The organism is Novacetimonas cocois (assembly GCF_003311635.1).
Taxonomy (GTDB): Bacteria; Pseudomonadota; Alphaproteobacteria; order Acetobacterales; family Acetobacteraceae; genus Novacetimonas; species Novacetimonas cocois.
Genome location: NZ_QEXL01000001.1, coordinates 61,516 through 78,425, shown reverse-complemented (window position 1 = coordinate 78,425; position 16,910 = coordinate 61,516). Strand labels below are relative to the sequence as shown.

The 16,910-nt window shown below is 65.4% G+C and carries 22 protein-coding genes; 12 read left to right on the top strand and 10 right to left on the bottom strand.

Features of this window, described 5'->3' with window-relative positions:
- Positions 1 to 93: 93 nt before the first annotated feature.
- A complete protein-coding gene (locus NJLHNGOC_RS00370; RefSeq protein ID WP_113594612.1) occupies positions 94 to 594 on the top strand; it encodes a peroxiredoxin in 501 nt (166 codons plus the stop codon).
- A gap of 24 nt (positions 595 to 618) precedes the next feature.
- On the opposite strand, the gene NJLHNGOC_RS15810 is transcribed toward NJLHNGOC_RS00370, so the two are convergent.
- The 4 genes from NJLHNGOC_RS15810 to aat form a co-directional block, all read right to left on the bottom strand.
- Positions 619 to 918 carry a hypothetical protein gene (locus NJLHNGOC_RS15810; RefSeq protein ID WP_408890350.1) on the bottom strand — a complete coding sequence of 100 codons (300 nt, stop codon included), beginning with the start codon at positions 916 to 918 and terminating at the stop codon, positions 619 to 621.
- A 172-nt stretch (positions 919 to 1,090) separates the two neighbouring features.
- Entirely contained in the window at positions 1,091 to 1,693 is a 603-nt protein-coding gene (locus NJLHNGOC_RS00360; protein ID WP_239019402.1) for a hypothetical protein, read from the bottom strand.
- A gap of 86 nt (positions 1,694 to 1,779) precedes the next feature.
- Positions 1,780 to 2,406, bottom strand: a complete 627-nt coding sequence (locus NJLHNGOC_RS00355) for a hypothetical protein (RefSeq protein ID WP_408890400.1) — start codon at positions 2,404 to 2,406, stop codon at positions 1,780 to 1,782.
- A 124-nt stretch (positions 2,407 to 2,530) separates the two neighbouring features.
- Positions 2,531 to 3,199 carry a leucyl/phenylalanyl-tRNA--protein transferase gene (gene aat, locus NJLHNGOC_RS00350; RefSeq protein ID WP_113594610.1) on the bottom strand — a complete coding sequence of 223 codons (669 nt, stop codon included), beginning with the start codon at positions 3,197 to 3,199 and terminating at the stop codon, positions 2,531 to 2,533.
- Between the two features lie 119 nt (positions 3,200 to 3,318).
- On the opposite strand from aat, the gene NJLHNGOC_RS00345 reads away from it, so the two are divergent.
- Together NJLHNGOC_RS00345 and NJLHNGOC_RS00340 are read left to right on the top strand one after the other, a co-directional pair.
- Entirely contained in the window at positions 3,319 to 4,293 is a 975-nt protein-coding gene (locus NJLHNGOC_RS00345; protein ID WP_113594609.1) for a 2-hydroxyacid dehydrogenase, read from the top strand.
- 14 nt (positions 4,294 to 4,307) lie between these two features.
- On the top strand, positions 4,308 to 4,499 hold the full coding sequence (locus NJLHNGOC_RS00340) for a hypothetical protein (protein ID WP_113594608.1): 192 nt from the start codon (positions 4,308 to 4,310) through the stop codon (positions 4,497 to 4,499).
- A 61-nt stretch (positions 4,500 to 4,560) separates the two neighbouring features.
- Here the strand turns inward: NJLHNGOC_RS00340 and NJLHNGOC_RS00335 are convergent, their stop codons facing one another.
- The 4 genes from NJLHNGOC_RS00335 to NJLHNGOC_RS00325 form a co-directional block, all read right to left on the bottom strand.
- Complete coding sequence (locus tag NJLHNGOC_RS00335; protein ID WP_113594607.1) at positions 4,561 to 5,403, bottom strand: EcsC family protein; 843 nt, start codon at positions 5,401 to 5,403, stop codon at positions 4,561 to 4,563.
- A 98-nt stretch (positions 5,404 to 5,501) separates the two neighbouring features.
- Complete coding sequence (locus NJLHNGOC_RS16550) at positions 5,502 to 5,624, bottom strand: hypothetical protein (protein ID WP_275399371.1); 123 nt, start codon at positions 5,622 to 5,624, stop codon at positions 5,502 to 5,504.
- Positions 5,621 to 6,055, bottom strand: a complete 435-nt coding sequence (locus NJLHNGOC_RS00330; RefSeq protein WP_113594606.1) for an EVE domain-containing protein — start codon at positions 6,053 to 6,055, stop codon at positions 5,621 to 5,623. The genes NJLHNGOC_RS16550 and NJLHNGOC_RS00330 overlap by 4 nt, the downstream gene beginning before the upstream one ends.
- Positions 6,052 to 6,345: a YciI family protein gene (locus NJLHNGOC_RS00325; protein ID WP_110525625.1), complete on the bottom strand. Its 294-nt coding sequence runs from the start codon at positions 6,343 to 6,345 to the stop codon at positions 6,052 to 6,054. Before NJLHNGOC_RS00325 ends, NJLHNGOC_RS00330 begins: the two co-directional genes overlap by 4 nt.
- A gap of 179 nt (positions 6,346 to 6,524) precedes the next feature.
- Here NJLHNGOC_RS00325 and NJLHNGOC_RS00320 point away from each other — a divergent pair, with 179 nt between their 5' ends.
- From NJLHNGOC_RS00320 to NJLHNGOC_RS00285, 8 genes are all read left to right on the top strand, one after another.
- Positions 6,525 to 7,313, top strand: coding sequence for a heme ABC transporter permease (locus tag NJLHNGOC_RS00320; protein ID WP_110525622.1), 789 nt, complete (start codon positions 6,525 to 6,527; stop codon positions 7,311 to 7,313).
- Entirely contained in the window at positions 7,310 to 7,471 is a 162-nt protein-coding gene (ccmD, locus tag NJLHNGOC_RS00315; RefSeq protein WP_113594605.1) for a heme exporter protein CcmD, read from the top strand. Before NJLHNGOC_RS00320 ends, ccmD begins: the two co-directional genes overlap by 4 nt.
- Entirely contained in the window at positions 7,468 to 8,001 is a 534-nt protein-coding gene (ccmE, locus tag NJLHNGOC_RS00310) for a cytochrome c maturation protein CcmE (RefSeq protein ID WP_110525619.1), read from the top strand. Before ccmD ends, ccmE begins: the two co-directional genes overlap by 4 nt.
- Before the next feature lie 8 nt (positions 8,002 to 8,009).
- Positions 8,010 to 9,989, top strand: coding sequence for a heme lyase CcmF/NrfE family subunit (locus NJLHNGOC_RS00305; protein WP_113594604.1), 1,980 nt, complete (start codon positions 8,010 to 8,012; stop codon positions 9,987 to 9,989).
- Positions 9,986 to 10,564, top strand: a complete 579-nt coding sequence (locus tag NJLHNGOC_RS00300; RefSeq protein ID WP_113594603.1) for a DsbE family thiol:disulfide interchange protein — start codon at positions 9,986 to 9,988, stop codon at positions 10,562 to 10,564. Before NJLHNGOC_RS00305 ends, NJLHNGOC_RS00300 begins: the two co-directional genes overlap by 4 nt.
- On the top strand, positions 10,561 to 11,040 hold the full coding sequence (locus NJLHNGOC_RS00295; RefSeq protein WP_113594602.1) for a cytochrome c-type biogenesis protein: 480 nt from the start codon (positions 10,561 to 10,563) through the stop codon (positions 11,038 to 11,040). The genes NJLHNGOC_RS00300 and NJLHNGOC_RS00295 overlap by 4 nt, the downstream gene beginning before the upstream one ends.
- Positions 11,041 to 11,047: 7 nt before the next feature.
- Positions 11,048 to 11,770 carry a c-type cytochrome biogenesis protein CcmI gene (gene ccmI / locus NJLHNGOC_RS00290; RefSeq protein WP_113594601.1) on the top strand — a complete coding sequence of 241 codons (723 nt, stop codon included), beginning with the start codon at positions 11,048 to 11,050 and terminating at the stop codon, positions 11,768 to 11,770.
- A gap of 239 nt (positions 11,771 to 12,009) precedes the next feature.
- Positions 12,010 to 12,186: a DUF1674 domain-containing protein gene (locus tag NJLHNGOC_RS00285; protein WP_113594785.1), complete on the top strand. Its 177-nt coding sequence runs from the start codon at positions 12,010 to 12,012 to the stop codon at positions 12,184 to 12,186.
- A 47-nt stretch (positions 12,187 to 12,233) separates the two neighbouring features.
- Here the strand turns inward: NJLHNGOC_RS00285 and NJLHNGOC_RS00280 are convergent, their stop codons facing one another.
- Together NJLHNGOC_RS00280 and NJLHNGOC_RS00275 are read right to left on the bottom strand one after the other, a co-directional pair.
- Positions 12,234 to 12,749 carry a hypothetical protein gene (locus NJLHNGOC_RS00280; protein ID WP_113594600.1) on the bottom strand — a complete coding sequence of 172 codons (516 nt, stop codon included), beginning with the start codon at positions 12,747 to 12,749 and terminating at the stop codon, positions 12,234 to 12,236.
- 72 nt (positions 12,750 to 12,821) lie between these two features.
- Entirely contained in the window at positions 12,822 to 13,991 is a 1,170-nt protein-coding gene (locus tag NJLHNGOC_RS00275; RefSeq protein WP_113594599.1) for a serine hydrolase domain-containing protein, read from the bottom strand.
- Between the two features lie 114 nt (positions 13,992 to 14,105).
- Here NJLHNGOC_RS00275 and NJLHNGOC_RS00270 point away from each other — a divergent pair, with 114 nt between their 5' ends.
- A complete protein-coding gene (locus NJLHNGOC_RS00270) occupies positions 14,106 to 16,802 on the top strand; it encodes a M16 family metallopeptidase (RefSeq protein ID WP_165837809.1) in 2,697 nt (898 codons plus the stop codon).
- The last annotated feature ends 108 nt before the right edge of the window (positions 16,803 to 16,910 follow it).

The window sequence follows — 16,910 nt, the reverse complement described above, 5'->3', positions numbered from 1 at the left end:
TATTGCACGTCCGCGCAAAGCCCCACACAAACGGCAGGACATGATGCGCGGGCACCCCGACCTTTCCCGCGCGATATTTCCCAAAGGCATTCCATGATGAACGAGACGTCTCTTCCCACCTTTCCCGAACCCGGCGCGCCCGTCCCCGATTTCGACATGCCCGCAAGCCACGGCCGCCATGTCAGCCTGTCGATGCTGCGCGGAAAGCCGTTCGTGCTGTATTTCTATCCCAAGGCGAACACATCGGGCTGCACCAAGGAAGCCTGCGGCTTTCAGGAGGCGCTTGGTGAACTGGACAGCGAAGGCGTCACCGTGATCGGCGTGTCGCGCGACGCGATGCCCGCCATCGAGAAATTCGCCGCAGCACAGCACCTGACCTTTCCGCTGGCGTCGGATACGACCGGCGCGGTGACCGAGGCCTATGGCGTATGGGTCGAAAAATCGATGTATGGCCGATCCTACATGGGAATCGAACGCGCCACCTTCCTGATCGACGGGCAGAGCCGGCTGGTGCAGGCATGGCGCAAGGTAAAGGTCACGGGTCACGTCGCCGCGGTGATGAAGGCGGTTCACGCCCTGCGCGGCGACGGCTGATCCCTTACGCCGTCACACCTTTCGTCAGTATCCCGGCGGTCCGTAATACCCACCCCCGTAAGGCCCCGGCGGCGGGGGTGGCGGAGGCGGTCCATAATAGGCCTGCGGCTGCGGCCTGTAATACATCGGAGGGGGCGGTGGCGGAGGGGGCGGAGGAGGCGGCGGTCCGTAGGCATTCATGATGACGCCATCGACCATGCCGCCCACCATCCCGCCGACAAGGCCGCCCACGAACGCGTCCCCCGCGCCACGATGCGCCTGGGCGGCGGGAACAAGGGCGAACATCAGCCCACCCACCACTGGCGCAACCATCAATGCTCGCATGAAACCACGCATGTTCCTGAAACTCCCTGTTTCCGTGCCGCCAGCAACGGACCACCTGTGACGGCCCGCCATAACGGCGCAGGACCCAGGAAACAGCGCCGTCATGGCGATTTGCAGGCAGCCTGCGCCCCTTTCACGCCATAATGCGCAACGATCCGCGGCAGGCAGGGGGTCAGGGATGGGCGGCGTGGACTTCCTTCAGTCCGGACGGCACGTCGAAAACGGCTGAATCCTGCGGGGTGGTGGCAATGCTTGTGGCCTCCACCATCACCTTGCCGTCACGCACGACCTCCAGCATCACGCCATCATCGGTATAGCAGATCTCGCTTGGACGCTGGTCGGTATCGCTGGTCTGCCACAGGGTGCAGGCATGCCCCGCCACCGTGGCGCTGCCGGTACGCAGCCATGATCCCTCCGCCCGGCGGGACGGATCGACCGAAGCCGCGCCCGGCGCGGGGATCACGGTTTTCATGCGCCGGTCGGGGTCGATCACGGTCAGGGTCCTGTCCCGGTAATCGGTAATCATGTAGGTGCCGGTATTCCCCGGGTCGATACGCTGCGTCATCTTCGCCTCGGACCAGCGCATGCGCTGCGTCATCGTGGCCTGCGCGTCATGGGGGGGATAGATCGTATAGGTCACGTCCACATCATGCTGCGGCGTGACGAACGGGGCTTCCCCTGCCGATGCCGCCGCAGGCTTTTCCCCAGCGGCATCGGCGGCGCGCGCCGCACCATGGACCATGACGGCCGATGCCAGCAGGAGGATACCCATCATCCCCCTGCCTGTCCGTCCCCTGCCCGTCCGTGTCCCGATCGATCCACGCGCAAATCCCATGAAACGGTCTTTCCCTGATATGATGTTCATTTCTGTTCCGATGTCTTTGGGGTGCCGGAGGGGCTGCCGGGCGGCGGGGGCGGATCGACGCGCCGGTAATCGGCGGGGGGCTGGAACATGCTGTCGGCGATCGGTTCATACGAAACGTGCGTCGCCTCCAGCCGTCCCTTCAGCCCGTCGCCATCGACCCCGATTTCGCGCAGGATCACCCCGTCATCCGTCACGCAGGCGACCGCCGTGCCCTGATCGGTGCGCACGTCCCATTCCGTGCAGGACACGCCCGCCACGCTGGACGTACCCTTGCGCGAAAACGACATGGACAGGTCCAGCAGGAACGGGTTGCGGATGCCATAGCGGGCGTCGAGCTGGCTGTAGATCTTCTGCGGGTTGATGATGATCGTGACCTGACGGTTCATGCGGTTGAGAATCGTCTCGCCCATTCCCTGCGGGCTGTCGATTCGCATCAGGCCGCCGTTATAGGCGAACCATGTCCGCACCTTCTTGGGTTCCGGCACGCCGTCGGGCTGCACGTCGTAATCCACCTGCACGTCGCGCGTCGGGGTCAGGGGGGGATGGGCCGCGGGCGGGGACGGATCCTGCGCCCATGCCATGCCACAGCCCGCGCCCGATGCCACCAGAACGGCCAGCGCCATCCGCCGCACGCGTCCGCCCTGCATGCCGGGGATGCGGGCCGCGCCGTCATGCATAAACACTGGATCTGTCATGGCTTCCCCCATCATCGTCTCGCGCTGACCCAAACCCGGCGACCGGGTCATGTCAACCTCCGGCGCGGATCGCACGCATGGCTGCCACGATTTGGGAACTTTTCCCATCATCCGGCCAGCAGGCCGGCATGGCGATGGCATGGCGCAGGCGGCGCTTGTAATCCCCCGCCGGGATCTCGATCCCGCCAAAGGTCGCAAGATGCGCGGTGCCGAACTGCGTATCCAGCAGCCCGTATCCCCCGACCCGCAGGCGCGCCACCAGATGCACCAGCGCCACCTTGGACGCGTCGCGTTCGCGGCTGAACATGCTTTCGCCAAAAAATGCCCCGCCGATGGAAACGCCATACAGCCCGCCCACCAGCCTGCCGTCGCGCCATGTTTCCACGCTGTGGGCGTATCCCATGTCATGAAGCCGGCAGAACAGGTCGATGATCTGGTCATTGATCCATGTCTGCTCCCGCCCCGGCGCGGGTTGCGCGCAGGCGGTGATGGTGGCGTGGAAATCGCGATCGGACACGATTTCAAAGCGGTCGGACATGACGGTCCGGTACAGCCTGCGTGGAACATGAAAGGCATCCAGCGGCAGGATGCCGCGCATCGGCGGGTCGTACCACTCCAGCTCCGTGGCGTCCGCATCGGGCGCCATGGGAAACAGCCCGACCGCATAGGCACGGATCATCAGATCCGGCGTGATCTCCACCACTTCCCCTTGACCCGTCATGTTCTTCGGATAACCCTCCCGTTACGCCAGTTCCAGACCGTGCACCGCGTCATAGGACCAGAGCCGCCTTACAGACAACAGGCCATCTCCCACTCTGCTGCAAGGGAAGACGTTTTACCATGACCTCTCCTCGTCCCCGCCTGCTTCTGACGCAGCGCCAGACGCCAGCCGTCATGGCGCGCGCGCAGAAGGATTTTACCGTTTTCCCGGTGCCCGAAACACAGATGACGACGGCCCGGATGCTTGACGCGGCGGCGCAGTTCCAGCCCGACGCCATCATGGTGTCCACCTCCCTGCCGGTACGGGCGGCGGACGTGGCGCGGCTGCCATCGTGCGTGCGCGTCATCGCCACCGTCAGCGTCGGCACCGATCACCTCGACATTCCCGCCATCGCCGCGCGCGGCATCGCGCTGAGCAATACGCCCGATGTCCTGACCGACTGTAACGCCGACCTTGCGCTGATGCTGATCCTTGCGGCATCGCGACGGGCGGCGGAATACCTCGCGCTGATGAAAAAGGGGTGGGGCCGGGGGCTGGCCATGGATGAAATGCTGGGCTGCCGCGTGACGGGCAAGACGCTGGGGATCATCGGCATGGGACGGATCGGTCGCGCGGTGGCGCAGCGCGCCCGGGGCTTCGACATGAAGATCCTGTATTCCAACCGCCGCCGCCTTCCCCCCGATCAGGAAAAGGGCGCGCGGTATTTCGCAACGCCCGAGGAAATGCTGCCGCATTGCGATATCCTGTCGCTGCACATGCCGGCGTCGGCCGCGTCGGACGGGATGATCGACGCGCGGATGCTGGGCCTGCTGCCACGCGGGGCGATTTTCATCAATGCCGCGCGCGGCGCGCTGGTGGATGAGGACGCCCTGATCGCCGCCCTGCGCGACGGGCACCTGGCGGCGGCGGGGCTGGATGTCTTTCGCAACGAACCCACGCCGGACGCGCGCCTGCTGGAACTGCCCAACGTCTTTGCCACGCCGCATATCGGCAGCGCCACCATGGAGACACGCACCGACATGGAGATGCTTGCCCTCGACAATGTCGAGGCCGCACTGCATGGCCGTCCGCTGCTGACGCCCGTTAGGGCCTGAGGAGGAACATTCCCATGGGAATAGCCGGAATATTCCTGATTTTCGCGGCACTGTGCTACGGGGTGGAGCTCATTTTCCCGTACATGGCCGGCTATTGCGAAACGCTGGAGGTCTTCTACCTGCTTTTCGCGGCCGTGACGCTCGTCCTTCAGATCCTGCGCCGCGATCCACCCCCGCCCCCCGTGACCGCCCCGCCTGCGAAATAGGCTGCGGCCGCGCTGACGCAGGATGGATGGGGACAATCGGTGGAGGGCGAAGCGGCAGGGGTCAGAGCTGGCTGTTTTCCGCCTGTCCCGCGACATGGGTGCGCAGGTCCTGCGCGGTGCGGCGCACTTCGGGCCCGAATTCGCGTTCCAGACGGCGGATGGTGAAATGGGCCTGCGCCACGGCGCGGTAATGCGCCAGAAACGCGGCGTTCAGCGACGCGCCGCACAGGGCGCCGGCCACCGGCATCATCTGCACCGCCAGTTTGCGTGACAGGCCCAGCCCGTAATGGGTCGCGACCTCGCTGATCAGCATCACGACCGGACGTCCCCGCAGCATCGCGCGGGCCGAGAAATAGCCAAGCTCACTTTCCGGATCGCGCGCGGCGAACGGGAACGCGCGCAGGGCGAATACCTCCAGACAGGCGGTGCGCGCGTCGGCAGTGGACAGGTCCTCGCCCTGTTCACGGGCGATGCGCGCGATTTCGCGCATGATGGTCATGGTGGTGAACCCGACATCCCCCACAAGGCCGGGCAGGCCAGTAAACCCGCCCACTGCGCCGGAAACCGCGACCGCAGCACGGACCGCCGGATCGCGCCACTGCGCCATGGCACCGGGTTCGGCGCGCGCGTCCTCGGTCGGGCGCATCCCAAGGACCGCCACGTCAAAGGCACGGGTGATCGCACTTTCCGCCACGGACTGGAGTTTGGTCTGAAACGCCGGCGCCAGCCCGAGGCTGCGCATGCCCAGACGCGCGGCCTGCCCCACGGCGCCCCCCATCAGGTCGGCAAGGCGGACAATGACCCCACGCCCGCTTTCCACCCGCTCAAGCGCCTGCTGGAGTTCGGTCATCGACGTGCTGTCCAATGCCATCGGCGCCAACTCGCTTCCGGTACCTGTACTCATTGCAATGCCCTCTTGCCTGATGGTGCCTGCCGGTTCCCGCGCCCATGCCCTCCTGCATCAGGCGGCATGCGCGCGGACCGTTCTGGTGGTTTTGAACATCATAACATGCCTTTGGCAATTCGCGTGCCGCCGGTCCGCCCCGCGTAAAAAGCCTGACCGCGCAGCAGCGTGGCGGCCTGCGCGGCAGGCGGTGCAACGCCGCTGCGCGCCGCCTTCCTCATGCCGCGTCCGTCGCATCGGCCGCGTCCCACCGCCCCATCCGGCACAGCCGCGTCCAGTGCGCCTGCGACACGGGCACGACCGACAGCCGCGACTGCCGCACGAGGGCAAGGTCCGCCAGCGTGGAATCGGCCTTGATTTCCGCCAGCGTGACCGGACGGGGCATCGGCCCCACCGTGCGGACATCGACACAGATCCAGCGTCCCTGCGGGTCGGTCGGATCGGGATAGGCCGCGCGCGCGACCTCCACCACGCCCACGATTTCGCGCCCGACGTTGGAATGGTAGAAAAATGCCCGATCATCCACCTGCATCGCCATCAGGTTCTTTTTCGCCTGATGGTTGCGCACGCCTGTCCACGGCTCCACGCCATTGGCGACCTGTTCGTCCCATGAAAACGCATCAGGTTCGGATTTTATCAGCCAGTAGTTCATTCCACCCGCGCGCCATCACGAAAAACTGAACGGAACGGCCGGATGACGACGCTTTCGAACAGGTCGGCCTTTGCATACGGATCGCCCGCGGCGAACCCTTCCGCCGCGGCGCGGTCGGCCACGTCAATCAGCAGAAGACTGCCGCACGGACGGTTGTCCGCATCAAGGACCGGCCCCCCCTGGACCAGCCGTTCGCGATAGGTTTCAAGATAGGCCAGATGCCGGGTGCGGGTGGCCTGACGGGTTTCATGGGATCCGGGCTTGTCAGTACAAATAATCGCGAACAGCATGCTTTTCTCCTCTTTGGCTCGGCCCCGCGCATTGTCCGGACAGGACTGGCCGTGTCTTTTTTGACACGATAGTGTAGAGCAGGAAAACAGATGCACACGCAGATGTGCCAAGAGACTGGTTTTTTGCGGATCCCTTTCCCTTATTGACGGGTGCCCCCACGGCACGGATGGACTTAACCTTGAACGCGACGCAGAGCCTTACCGCACGGACAGGCAACCTCTTTCATCGCTATGCCAACCCCGGCCGCTTCCTGCGGCTTGGCGCGCGCCTTCAGCCATGGCTGACATGGCCCGCGCTGCTGCTGTCCGTCACGGGACTGGTGTGGGGACTGTTCTTCTCCCCCGCCGACTGGCAGCAGGGCGACAGCGTACGGATCATGTATGTACATGTTCCCACCGCATGGCTGGCATCCTCAGGATATATGGCGCTGGCGGTATGCTCGCTCCTTTCCCTGGTGTGGCGCCATCCGCTGGCCGATCTTGCCGCCGTGGAAATCGGTCCCGTGGGGGCCTCCATCACCGCCGTATGCCTTGCCACCGGATCGCTGTGGGGCAAGCCCATGTGGGGAACATGGTGGGTGTGGGACGCGCGGCTGACATCGGTGCTGGTTCTGTTCTTCCTCTATCTTGGTCATATTGCCCTGATTCGCGCGTTTGACGAACCACAACGTGGTTACCGCGCCGCCGCGATCCTGGGGCTTGCCGGGGCGGTGGACCTGCCGATCATCAAGTTCAGCGTCCAGTGGTGGAATACCCTGCACCAGCCCGACAGCATCACCGTCACCGGCGCGCCGACCATGTCCACCTCCATGCTGTGGCCACTGGCGATCGTGACGCTGGGCTTCACGCTGGGATTCGGGGCCATCGTGCTTGCGCGGCTGCGCGCCGCCGTGATGGAAAGCCGCATCCGCACCGCCCTGGCCGCGAACCGGGGACGTCAGGACACCAGCACCGGTAACGCCGCATGACACATCTTCCCTATATCATCGCCGCCTACGGCCTGACGCTGGTGGTGGCCGTGACCCTTTCCCTCAACGCCGCGATCCGCCTGCGCCGCGCCCGCGCGCGCCTTGCCACGATCGAACGTCCCGGACGCAACGCGAACACGGCAGGGCGGCGGGCATGACGCGCAAGACGCGCCGGCTGTGGCTGGTGATCGCGTGCCTGATCGGACTGGGTTCGGCGGCCGCGCTGACGCTGAACGCGTTTTCCTCCAACATCGTCTTTTTCATGGCGCCGTCGCAGGTCCATGCGAAACCGCCGCCAAAGGACCGTACGATCCGCCTGGGCGGCATGGTGGTGGCCGGCAGCGTCCGGCGCGAGAAGGTGAAGGATACGCCTGTCGCGATCTTTGACGTCACCGACGGACAGGACGCCGTGACCGTGCGTTACGAAGGCATCCTGCCCGACCTGTTCCGCGAGGGACAGTCCGTGGTGGCCGTGGGCACGATCAATCCCGACGGCACGATGCGCGCGACCGAGGTGCTGGCCAAGCATGACGAGACCTACATGCCCAAGGAAGTGGCCGAGGAACTGCGCCGCACCGGCAAATGGGACCCGCGTTACGGCAAGGCCCCCGACGCCGCAAGCTGGAACACCATGACGGCCAGGGACGCATCCGCGAACACGTCCGGTCCCACGCAGCACGGAAGCTGATAGCAGCCATGAATCCGGAACTTGGAAATTTCGCCCTTGCGCTGGCCTGCGGAATCGCCGCGGGGCAGGCCATCCTGCCACTGATCGGGGCACAGCGTCGTGACCCGCGCCTGATGGGCCTTGCCCCCGCCCTGGCGGTGGGGCAGATGCTGTGCCTGATCACGTCCTTCGCCTGCCTGATCCATGCGGCGATCACCAACGACTTCTCCGTCCAGAACGTCGCGGCCAACAGCGCGGTGGACAAGCCGCTGCTGTACAAGATCACCGGCGTATGGGGCAATCATGAGGGATCGGTCCTGCTGTGGGCGATGATCCTGTCGATCTGCGGGGGCGCTGTGGCGCTGTTCGGGCGCAACCTGCCATCGGCGTTGCAGGCACGCGTGATCGCGGTGCTCGGCGGGGTCGCGGCGGGGTTCGAACTGTTCTGCCTGCTGACCTCCAACCCGTTTGCCCGCGTCTGGCCCGCGCCGATGGACGGGCAGGGCATGAACCCGCTGCTGCAGGATCCCGGCCTCGCGTTCCATCCGCCCATTCTCTATACCGGCTATGTCGGTTTCGCCGTGCCGTTTGCCTTTGCCATCGCCGCCCTGATCGAGGGACGGGTCGACGCGGCATGGGGCCGGTGGGTGCGCCCGTGGGCCGTCGCGGCATGGTGCTTCCTGACCTGCGGCATCGCGCTGGGGTCATGGTGGTCTTACTACGTGCTGGGCTGGGGCGGTTACTGGTTCTGGGACCCGGTGGAAAATGCCTCCCTCATCCCGTGGCTGACGGGCACCGCGCTGGTGCATTCGGCCATCGTGGTCGAAAAGCGCGAGGGACTGAAGATCTGGACGGTACTGCTGGCGATCGGCACCTTCTCCTTCTCCCTGTCGGGCACGTTCCTCGTGCGTTCGGGCATCCTCAATTCCGTGCATGCATTCGCCAACGACCCGGCACGCGGCATCTTCATCCTCGGGCTGCTGGCGCTGGTCATCGGCGGGTCCCTGCTGCTGTTTGCCATGCGCGCGCCGCAGCTGACGACCGGCGGCCTGTTCGCCCCCGTCTCGCGCGAGGGGCTGCTGGTGCTGAACAACATCCTGCTGTGTTCCATCTGCGCCGTGGTGCTGACGGGCACGATGTATCCGCCATTCATGTCCCTGCTGTTCGGCAAGACGATATCCGTGGGCAAGCCGTTCTTTGACGCGACCACCATTCCGCTGGCGATCCCGCTGATGGCGTTCATGGGCTTTGGCCCGATGATGCCGTGGAAGCGCGCGCACATGTGGCCGGTCCTGCGCCGCCTGTGGTGGGCGGCCGGCCTGTCGCTGGTGGCGCTGGTGGTGGCGGTCATGCGGATGCGCGACATCCTGCCCATCCTTGCCACCGCGATGGCGGTATGGGTGATCGCCAGCAGCGCGACCGACGTCATCGAACGCCTGCGCCTGTTCCGTCAGCCCCTGTCCGCCAGCATCCGGCGCGCGCGCAGCCTGCCGCGCGCGGTGTTCGGCGCGGCGCTGGCGCATGCGGGCGTCGGGGTGACGGTCCTTGGCCTTGCCGGCATGTCGCAGGCCAGCCACCGCATTGTCGAGGTGCATATCGGCCAGACCGAAATGCTGGCGGGCGATGCGTGGACCCTGACGGACGTGCGCAATGCGAAGGGTCCCAACTATGACGCGATGATCGCCACGATCGAGGTACGCCATAACGGCCGCCTGATCACGACGCTGCATCCGGCCAAGCGGACATTTGCAAGCCAGCACCAGACCACGACGGAGGTCGCGATCCATACCAACCTGATTTCCGACACCTATGGCGTGCTGGGCGACAAGCATGGCACGGATGCGGACCCCACCTATGTCCTGCGCCTGCATCACAACCCGCTGGCGCCGTGGATGTGGCTGGGCGGGCTTGTCATGGCCATTGGCGGCGCCCTGTCGCTGTCGGACCGCCGGGTGCGCGTGGGTGCGCCACGCCGGGCGCAGGCGGCGAACATGGTGACACCGGCATGAGCGGCAACACTTCCCCCTCCTCCCCCACGCGGCGGCGGCTGCTGATGGCGACCCCCCTTGTCCTTGCGGGGGCGACGGGCGTGGCCTTCTGGCGGATGCTGTCGGGCATGACGCACGGCTCCTTCGATCCGCATGACATTCACGCGCCGGTCCTCAACCGTGCGGTGCCGGACTTCAACCTGCCGGACCAGGCCCCGTCGCAGGGCTTTGGCGCGGCCGACCTGCGGGCGCTGAAGACGCCGGTGCTGGTCAATTATTTCGCGTCATGGTGCATTCCCTGCGTGGCGGAGATGCCGACGCTGAACGCGCTGAAGGCACAGGTGCCGATCTGGGGCATCGCGTACAAGGACAAGCCGGAGCACGCCATGGGCTTCGTGCAGCGCGCGGGCAATCCCTATGCCCGCATCGCGGCCGACCGCGACGGCCTTGCGGCCATCGACTGGGGTGTCTCTGGCGTGCCGGAAACCTTCCTGATCGGGCCGGGGGGGATCATACGCTGGCACACCGCAGCCCCGATTACCGAGGAACTGATCCGCACGACCATCCTGCCACTGGTGGACCGCCTGAAACAATGACAGCCCGTATCCTGCGACGCGCGCTGATCGCGCTGGCCCTGTGCTTCATGCTGGCCCCGCTGGTGGCGGGCGCGGTCGATGACCCGTCCGAAATGCTGCCTGATCCCGCGCAGGAACAGCGCGCGGAGGCCATCGGTTCGCAACTGCGCTGCCTTGTCTGCCAGAACGAATCGATCGAGGACAGCAGCGCCGACCTGGCCCGCGACCTGCGCCACGTGGTGCGCGAACATGTCGCCAAGGGTGAAAGCAACAGGCAGGTCATGGACTGGATGGTGGACCGGTATGGCAATTTCATCCGGCTGCGCCCGCCCCTGACGGCCGGCACGCTGCTGCTGTGGCTGATGCCCATGCTGGCGCTGCTGGTGGGCATGGCGGTGGCGTTGCGCGCGTTCCGCCGCCCCAGGACGACATCATCCCCCCCGCCCCTGACCGACGCAGAGCGTGCGCGGTTGGACGACCTGACCCGACCGCGCTGAGAAAATTATGATCTGGATTGGTATCTGCCTGCTCAGCGTGATTGCGCTGCTGCCCTGTCTTATCTCCTTTCGCAGGACCACCCTGCTGCGCGATGAACGCGAAAGCGCCTTTGCCCTGCATCAGGCGCAGATGGTCGAACTGGACCGCGACCTTGCCGAAGGGCTGATCGCGCCATCCGAACATGACAGCGCCCGGCTGGAAATCCAGCGCCGTCTTCTGGGGTCCGACAGCATGCCGCTCCCCCCCGTGCGCAAGGGGGCGTCCACGCTGGCGATTTCAGGGGCGCTGCTGGCGCTGCCCCTCGTCTCGCTGGGACTTTACCTGACATGCGGCCATCCCTCCCTGCCCGCGCAGCCGCTGGCCCCACGGCTGGTGGCGGCGGAAAAGGCGGACCATCGCAACGACGACCTGATCAACAGGCTGCGTGACAGCCTGCGGCAGATGCCAGTGGATGATCCCAGCCGCTTCCAGGGATATGTGCTGCTGGGACAGGCCGAGGCCGCGCGCGACCATTACGCCGCTGCGGCGCAGGCATGGCGCATGGCCATCGAAAGCAAGTTCGAACCCGAAGTCGCCGCCCGCGCGGCAGAGGCGCAGACAATGGCCGATGGCGGCCACATCTCGCCCGAGACGGCGGACCTTTACCGTCGCGCGCTGGATGCGGCGCCTGCGGATGCCCCATGGCGGATGGCGGTCCAGCAGCGCATCGCCCAGTCGGAGCATCAATAAGCCGGACGACTGGTTTAAACCCATTTTCCTAAAAACGTTTCCGGGTGTCGCCTTTTTCAGAAAGGCGGCATTCTTCGAAGCTTTTTGAAAAAAGCTTCACCAAAAACTTCTTCATGATTATGGGGTGTTTCGTGGGGGACAGCTGAAACGCTCTTTGCGAAGCAGGGCATGATATGGGACCGGCTGCTCACGTCCTTTTGCCCTTGCCGGACATCGCGATTGGATCAACACTTCGTCCCATGAGCGACAAGAACCCCCTCCCCCCCACATCCCTGACATCCGAAAAGGCGCTGGAAGAGGCGGACAAGGCTGTCCTGAAACAGCCCGCCGAACCTGACGAGCGTGGCGGCCCCAAGGGACCGGAACCCACCCGTTACGGCGACTGGGCCGTCAAGGGACGCTGCATCGATTTCTGAAGGCACGCGCGGCTTTTCCCCGCGCGCGACGGGATGATGCTGCGCCATCAGGTCTCGTTGGGCTGAAGCCCCCGGCCAAAGCCCTGACGCGCCCGCTGGCGCGGCGGGGGCATGTGGCATGAAATCAGGTAAATCCCGGCGACGAACACGATCTGCGACAGGGAATTGAACCACAACGCCAGTTCATAGGCCCTGTCCGCCGTAACTGCCTGATAAAGCGCATAAAAGGCGAAGGGAATCGAAATCGGGCGCATCCCCGCCAGCATCCCGCGCAGGGGATTGAGGTAGCCCGGCCGCACCATCCCGCGCATGCGGTGTATGCCGATGTAGAAGATGACCTCGAAACACCATCCCAGCATGTTGGTGACGACGCTGTCGAACGACATGCCCTCCAGCATCAGCAGGGCGGAAATGGACACCGCCGACAGGACGATCGACCCGACCTGAAAATTCATGCCCAGATCCATGGCGGAGACCCGTTCGGGCAGCGCATCGGCAAAAGGCTGGAAAACCCGATCCAGCAGCCATGCATCGAACTGATTGACGCGTTCACCAAAAGACATTGCAGTTCCCGTAACAGTCCAGTCCCGCCATGCGGCGCGGACGCCGCCGCAATGGCGTGTTTGCATGCACGATCATTGTCCGTACACGGCCCGCACGACCGCGTCGGGATACGCGCCGATCATGCCGGCAAGCGCGGTATTGCTCAGCATCACGATGGAAATACCGCATGCCCGGTCCACCGTCCACTGATGCCCGTAAACCCCGCCCCACGTAAAGCTGCCGACCGAAAGCGGCGTGCGCGCTGCGGCGGGATCAGTAATGATGACCCCGCCAAACCCGAAGCGCTTTCCACGGAAAAACGGCCCCATGGGGGCATCGCCAATGGCGTTCGCGCCAAAGCGCATGGCCGTTGAAGGGGACAGGATCGGCCCGCCCCCGGCGCGTATGGCCTCGATGAAGGTCATGAAATCGTCCGCCGTTCCCACCATCCCCGCCCCGCCGGAGGGATAGGACGCACGGTTGCGGACGCGATCGGGCATGAAGTGGATTTCCGAAACCCTGCCATCGGGCAGGATGCGCGGCAGGCGATAGGAATCGGGCATCCGCAGCGGCACGGGCCGGGCATCGGCATAACAGGTCGCCAGCGTATCGCCGGGACCGACGTGAAATCCCGTCCGCGTCCAGCCCCCCAGCCGCGCCCCGATATGACGGTGCACCAGTTCCGGCAGGTCGGCATTTCCCGCCTGTTCCAGCACGCCCCCCATGACATCGAGGCCGAGCGAATAGGTCCATCGCGCGCCCGGCGCGAAAATCAGCGGCACCCCCGCCAGCCGTTCCAGATTGTCCCGCAACGACAGGCCGGGTTCCGCCAGTCCGTCCGAAACCCCGGCGCGCGCATAAGGATTGTCGTCGCGCGGGAACTGGAAGCCGTAGGACAGGCCGCTGCTGTGGCTGAGGAGTCGATGCAGGGGGATTTCCGTTTCCCCCCCATCCGGCAGACGTGGACGAAAAAACGGCAGATAGCGGGAAACGGGATCATCCAGATCCAGCATCCCGCGCTCCGCCATTGCAAGGGCAAGCGCGGTCACCACCGGTTTTGTCAGGGAGGCAAGGCGAAACCGGCTGTCGATGCGCATGGGCACGGCGGCTTCGCGATCCTCCATCCCCACGGCGTGACGCAGGACGACGCGGCCGCCTGTCGCCACGATGACGACCGCGCCCACCAGACGCCCGGACGCGACGGCATCATCCATCACCCGCGCCACGCGTTCGCGCATGGCATCCGCGTGCGCATCCGTCATTCGCCCGCCCTTTCGCATGTCGTGCTGTCCTTCCATACATTAAGTGACATCGACTGCAACGCAAGGACCCGGATGAACTGGTCAGGTCGCAAGAACGGGGATAACCTGTCCGTCATGAACAGATGTCTGCTTCCTTCGCTGTTTTCCCTGCTTATGGCGGGCAGCAGCTTCCTCTGCACTCCGGCATGGGCATCATCGCCGGAGCAGCATGCGCCGGCGTCCCCCACGCAGGTCCAGACCGAAACCCCGGTGCGCGCGACGCTGCCCAACGGCATGCGGGTCATCATCGTGCGCGACCGGCTGGCCCCTGTCGTCACGACGGAAATGAATTACCTGATCGGATCCGCCGCTGCACCGGACGGCTATCCCGGCATGGCGCATGCGCTGGAACACATGATGTTCCGCGGCAGCAAGGGACTGGACAAGGACCAGCTGTCGGCCATCGGCGCGCGGATGGGCGGCAGTTACAACGCGGACACGACCGAAAACACGACCCAGTATTTCTATACCGCCCCGGCGGAAGACCTTGATATCGCCCTGCGTATCGAGGCGTTGCGCATGAACGGCCTGACCCTGTCGGAAGAGGAATGGACGCATGAGCGCGGCGCCATAGAACAGGAGGTATCGCGCGACCTGTCCAGCCCCGGATACCAGTACCTGTCGCGCCTGCAGTCGATCCTGTTCGCCCATACGCCCTATGAACATGACGCGCTGGGAACACGCGAGTCGTTCGATCATACGGATACGGCCATGCTGCGCCGTTTTTACCAGGACTGGTACACCCCCAACAACGCCATCCTGATCATTACCGGCAATGTCGATCCCGATCAGGCGCTGGCGCATGTGCGTGACATCTTCTCCGCCCTGCCCGCGCGCACCCTGCCCGCGCGTCCCACCGTAACACCCGGCCCGGTGCAGCCGCAGATGCTGAGCTTCCCCACCGACTATCCCGTCGGGCTGATCGCCATCGCCAGCCGCATGCCGGGACAGCGGGCGCATGATTACGCCACAGCCCAGATCCTGTCCGATGTCCTGTCGAGCCAGCGCGGCGCGCTTTACGACCTTGTCCCCGAAGGCAAGGCGATGCTGGCCGGCTTTGATTACGCGCCCAAGGCCGATGCCGGGATCGGCATCGCGCTGGCGGCTTTCCCGGCAGGGAAGGACCCGTCCGCCCTGTTGCAGACGCTGCGCGATACGCTGGCGTCGCTGCGCGCGCATGGCGTGCCGTCGGATCTGGTCGATGCGGCGCGGCGCAGGGAACTGGCGCAGCTGGGCTATGCCGCGAACAGCATTTCCGGACTGGCCGAAAGCTGGTCCGAAGCGGTGGCCGTCATGGGACTCGATTCGCCCGATGCGCTGGCCAGCGCCTATGCCGCCGTCACGCCCGAGGACGTCAATCGCCTTGCGCGGGAGGTGCTGGATCCCGCACACGCCATCACCGCGATCCTGACACCCCGTACCTCCGGCCATCCGGTGGCGGGCAAGGGCTTTGGGGGGTCTGAATCCTTTGCCGCATCGCCGGACCATCCGGTCGTCCTGCCGCAATGGGCGCAAAAGGACCTGATGACGCTGACGCCGCCGGTTCCCACCCCGGCACCGTCCAGCTTCACCCTGCCAAACGGGCTGCGCCTGATCGTCCGCCCCGCCCATGTCAGCCATACCATCAGCCTGTACGGTTCGATCCGCATCGGTTCTGCCCTGGAGGAACCCGCAGGCAAGGAAGGTGTTTCCGACGTCACGGATGAACTGTTCCCGTACGGCACCACCACCTATGACCGCGTCAGTTTCCAGAAGGCGCTGGATGATATCGCGGCGACCGAATATGCCGGGTCCCATTTCGGCGTCAGCACCCTGACGCCGGACTTTGAAAAGGGCCTGCGCCTGCTGGCGGACAATGTGCTGCATCCCGCCTTCCCCGAAAAGGCGTTCGGGGTGGTGCGGATGAATACCGCGTCGTCGCTGGCGGGGTTGCTGCAGTCACCGGATTATCTGGTCAGGCGGGCGATCAAATCCGCCATAAATCCCCCGCATGACCCGTCACTGCGCCAGGCGACCCCGGCGCAGGTCATGAAACTGACGCTTCAGGACAGCCGCGATTTTTACGCGACGGCCTATCGCCCCGACATGACAACCATCGTGGTTACCGGTGACATTACGCCGCAAAAGGCACTGGAGATGGTTAGCGCGACCTTCGGCGACTGGCATGCGACCGGACCGATGCCCAAGGTGGACCTGCCCGCCCGTCCCGACAGCCATACCTCCGTCGCGCGGGTCCCGGATCAGTCCAGCCTGCAGGACAGCGTGGTACTGGCCGAAAGCCTGGGCCTGACAGCGCAGAATCCGGAACATTTCGCCCTGGCGCTGGGGAACGAGGCGCTGGGCGGCGGCTTCTCCGGACATCTGTATCGTGATCTGCGGGTGCGGACGGGATATGTCTATACCGTCAGCAGCAACCTGACATGGGCACGCCAGCGCGCGGCCTATTCCATCACGTTCGGGGCGGATCCGTCCAAGGTCGCGCCGGCACGTGACGCCGCGATCCGGGACGTGGCGGACATGCAGGCCCATCCCCTTAATGATGACGAACTGACGATGGCAAAGTCCGCCCTGCTGCATGAACTGTCGCTCGAACAGGCCAGCCTGAATTCGATCGCCGCCGGCTACCTGCAGCTCAGCGGTCTGGGACTGCCGCTGGATAACGCGAACAGGGCCGCCAGGGCGTATTACGAAATGACGGCGCAGGACGTGCAGAAGGCATTTGCCCGCTGGCTGCGTCCCGCCGACATGGCCGAAGTCATCAAGGGGCCATGATCCGGTCCCTGCCCTGACGGGCCTGCGTCCCGTGCCGCCACCGATCGGGCGGCATTACGGGACGCCGCCCATCGGGACAGGCTTCCCACGCACACAGACGGTGCGGCG

What these genes read in the sequence shown, in the direction of transcription:
- NJLHNGOC_RS00325 (WP_110525625.1), bottom strand. Translation starts at nt 6,345, where the DNA reads ATGCTGTTCGCGATTATTTGTACTGACAAGCCCGGATCCCATGAAACC.
- NJLHNGOC_RS00345 (WP_113594609.1), top strand. Translation starts at nt 3,319, where the DNA reads ATGACCTCTCCTCGTCCCCGCCTGCTTCTGACGCAGCGCCAGACGCCA.
- NJLHNGOC_RS00330 (WP_113594606.1), bottom strand. Translation starts at nt 6,055, where the DNA reads ATGAACTACTGGCTGATAAAATCCGAACCTGATGCGTTTTCATGGGAC.
- NJLHNGOC_RS00370 (WP_113594612.1), top strand. Translation starts at nt 94, where the DNA reads ATGATGAACGAGACGTCTCTTCCCACCTTTCCCGAACCCGGCGCGCCC.
- aat (WP_113594610.1), bottom strand. Translation starts at nt 3,199, where the DNA reads ATGACGGGTCAAGGGGAAGTGGTGGAGATCACGCCGGATCTGATGATC.
- NJLHNGOC_RS16550 (WP_275399371.1), bottom strand. Translation starts at nt 5,624, where the DNA reads ATGAGGAAGGCGGCGCGCAGCGGCGTTGCACCGCCTGCCGCGCAGGCC.
- NJLHNGOC_RS00305 (WP_113594604.1), top strand. Translation starts at nt 8,010, where the DNA reads ATGAATCCGGAACTTGGAAATTTCGCCCTTGCGCTGGCCTGCGGAATC.
- NJLHNGOC_RS00270 (WP_165837809.1), top strand. Translation starts at nt 14,106, where the DNA reads ATGAACAGATGTCTGCTTCCTTCGCTGTTTTCCCTGCTTATGGCGGGC.
- NJLHNGOC_RS15810 (WP_408890350.1), bottom strand. Translation starts at nt 918, where the DNA reads ATGCGAGCATTGATGGTTGCGCCAGTGGTGGGTGGGCTGATGTTCGCC.
- NJLHNGOC_RS00280 (WP_113594600.1), bottom strand. Translation starts at nt 12,749, where the DNA reads ATGTCTTTTGGTGAACGCGTCAATCAGTTCGATGCATGGCTGCTGGAT.
- NJLHNGOC_RS00275 (WP_113594599.1), bottom strand. Translation starts at nt 13,991, where the DNA reads ATGACGGATGCGCACGCGGATGCCATGCGCGAACGCGTGGCGCGGGTG.
- ccmE (WP_110525619.1), top strand. Translation starts at nt 7,468, where the DNA reads ATGACGCGCAAGACGCGCCGGCTGTGGCTGGTGATCGCGTGCCTGATC.
- NJLHNGOC_RS00285 (WP_113594785.1), top strand. Translation starts at nt 12,010, where the DNA reads ATGAGCGACAAGAACCCCCTCCCCCCCACATCCCTGACATCCGAAAAG.
- NJLHNGOC_RS00295 (WP_113594602.1), top strand. Translation starts at nt 10,561, where the DNA reads ATGACAGCCCGTATCCTGCGACGCGCGCTGATCGCGCTGGCCCTGTGC.
- NJLHNGOC_RS00360 (WP_239019402.1), bottom strand. Translation starts at nt 1,693, where the DNA reads ATGATGGGTATCCTCCTGCTGGCATCGGCCGTCATGGTCCATGGTGCG.
- NJLHNGOC_RS00335 (WP_113594607.1), bottom strand. Translation starts at nt 5,403, where the DNA reads ATGAGTACAGGTACCGGAAGCGAGTTGGCGCCGATGGCATTGGACAGC.
- NJLHNGOC_RS00340 (WP_113594608.1), top strand. Translation starts at nt 4,308, where the DNA reads ATGGGAATAGCCGGAATATTCCTGATTTTCGCGGCACTGTGCTACGGG.
- NJLHNGOC_RS00300 (WP_113594603.1), top strand. Translation starts at nt 9,986, where the DNA reads ATGAGCGGCAACACTTCCCCCTCCTCCCCCACGCGGCGGCGGCTGCTG.
- NJLHNGOC_RS00355 (WP_408890400.1), bottom strand. Translation starts at nt 2,406, where the DNA reads ATGGCGCTGGCCGTTCTGGTGGCATCGGGCGCGGGCTGTGGCATGGCA.
- ccmD (WP_113594605.1), top strand. Translation starts at nt 7,310, where the DNA reads ATGACACATCTTCCCTATATCATCGCCGCCTACGGCCTGACGCTGGTG.
- ccmI (WP_113594601.1), top strand. Translation starts at nt 11,048, where the DNA reads ATGATCTGGATTGGTATCTGCCTGCTCAGCGTGATTGCGCTGCTGCCC.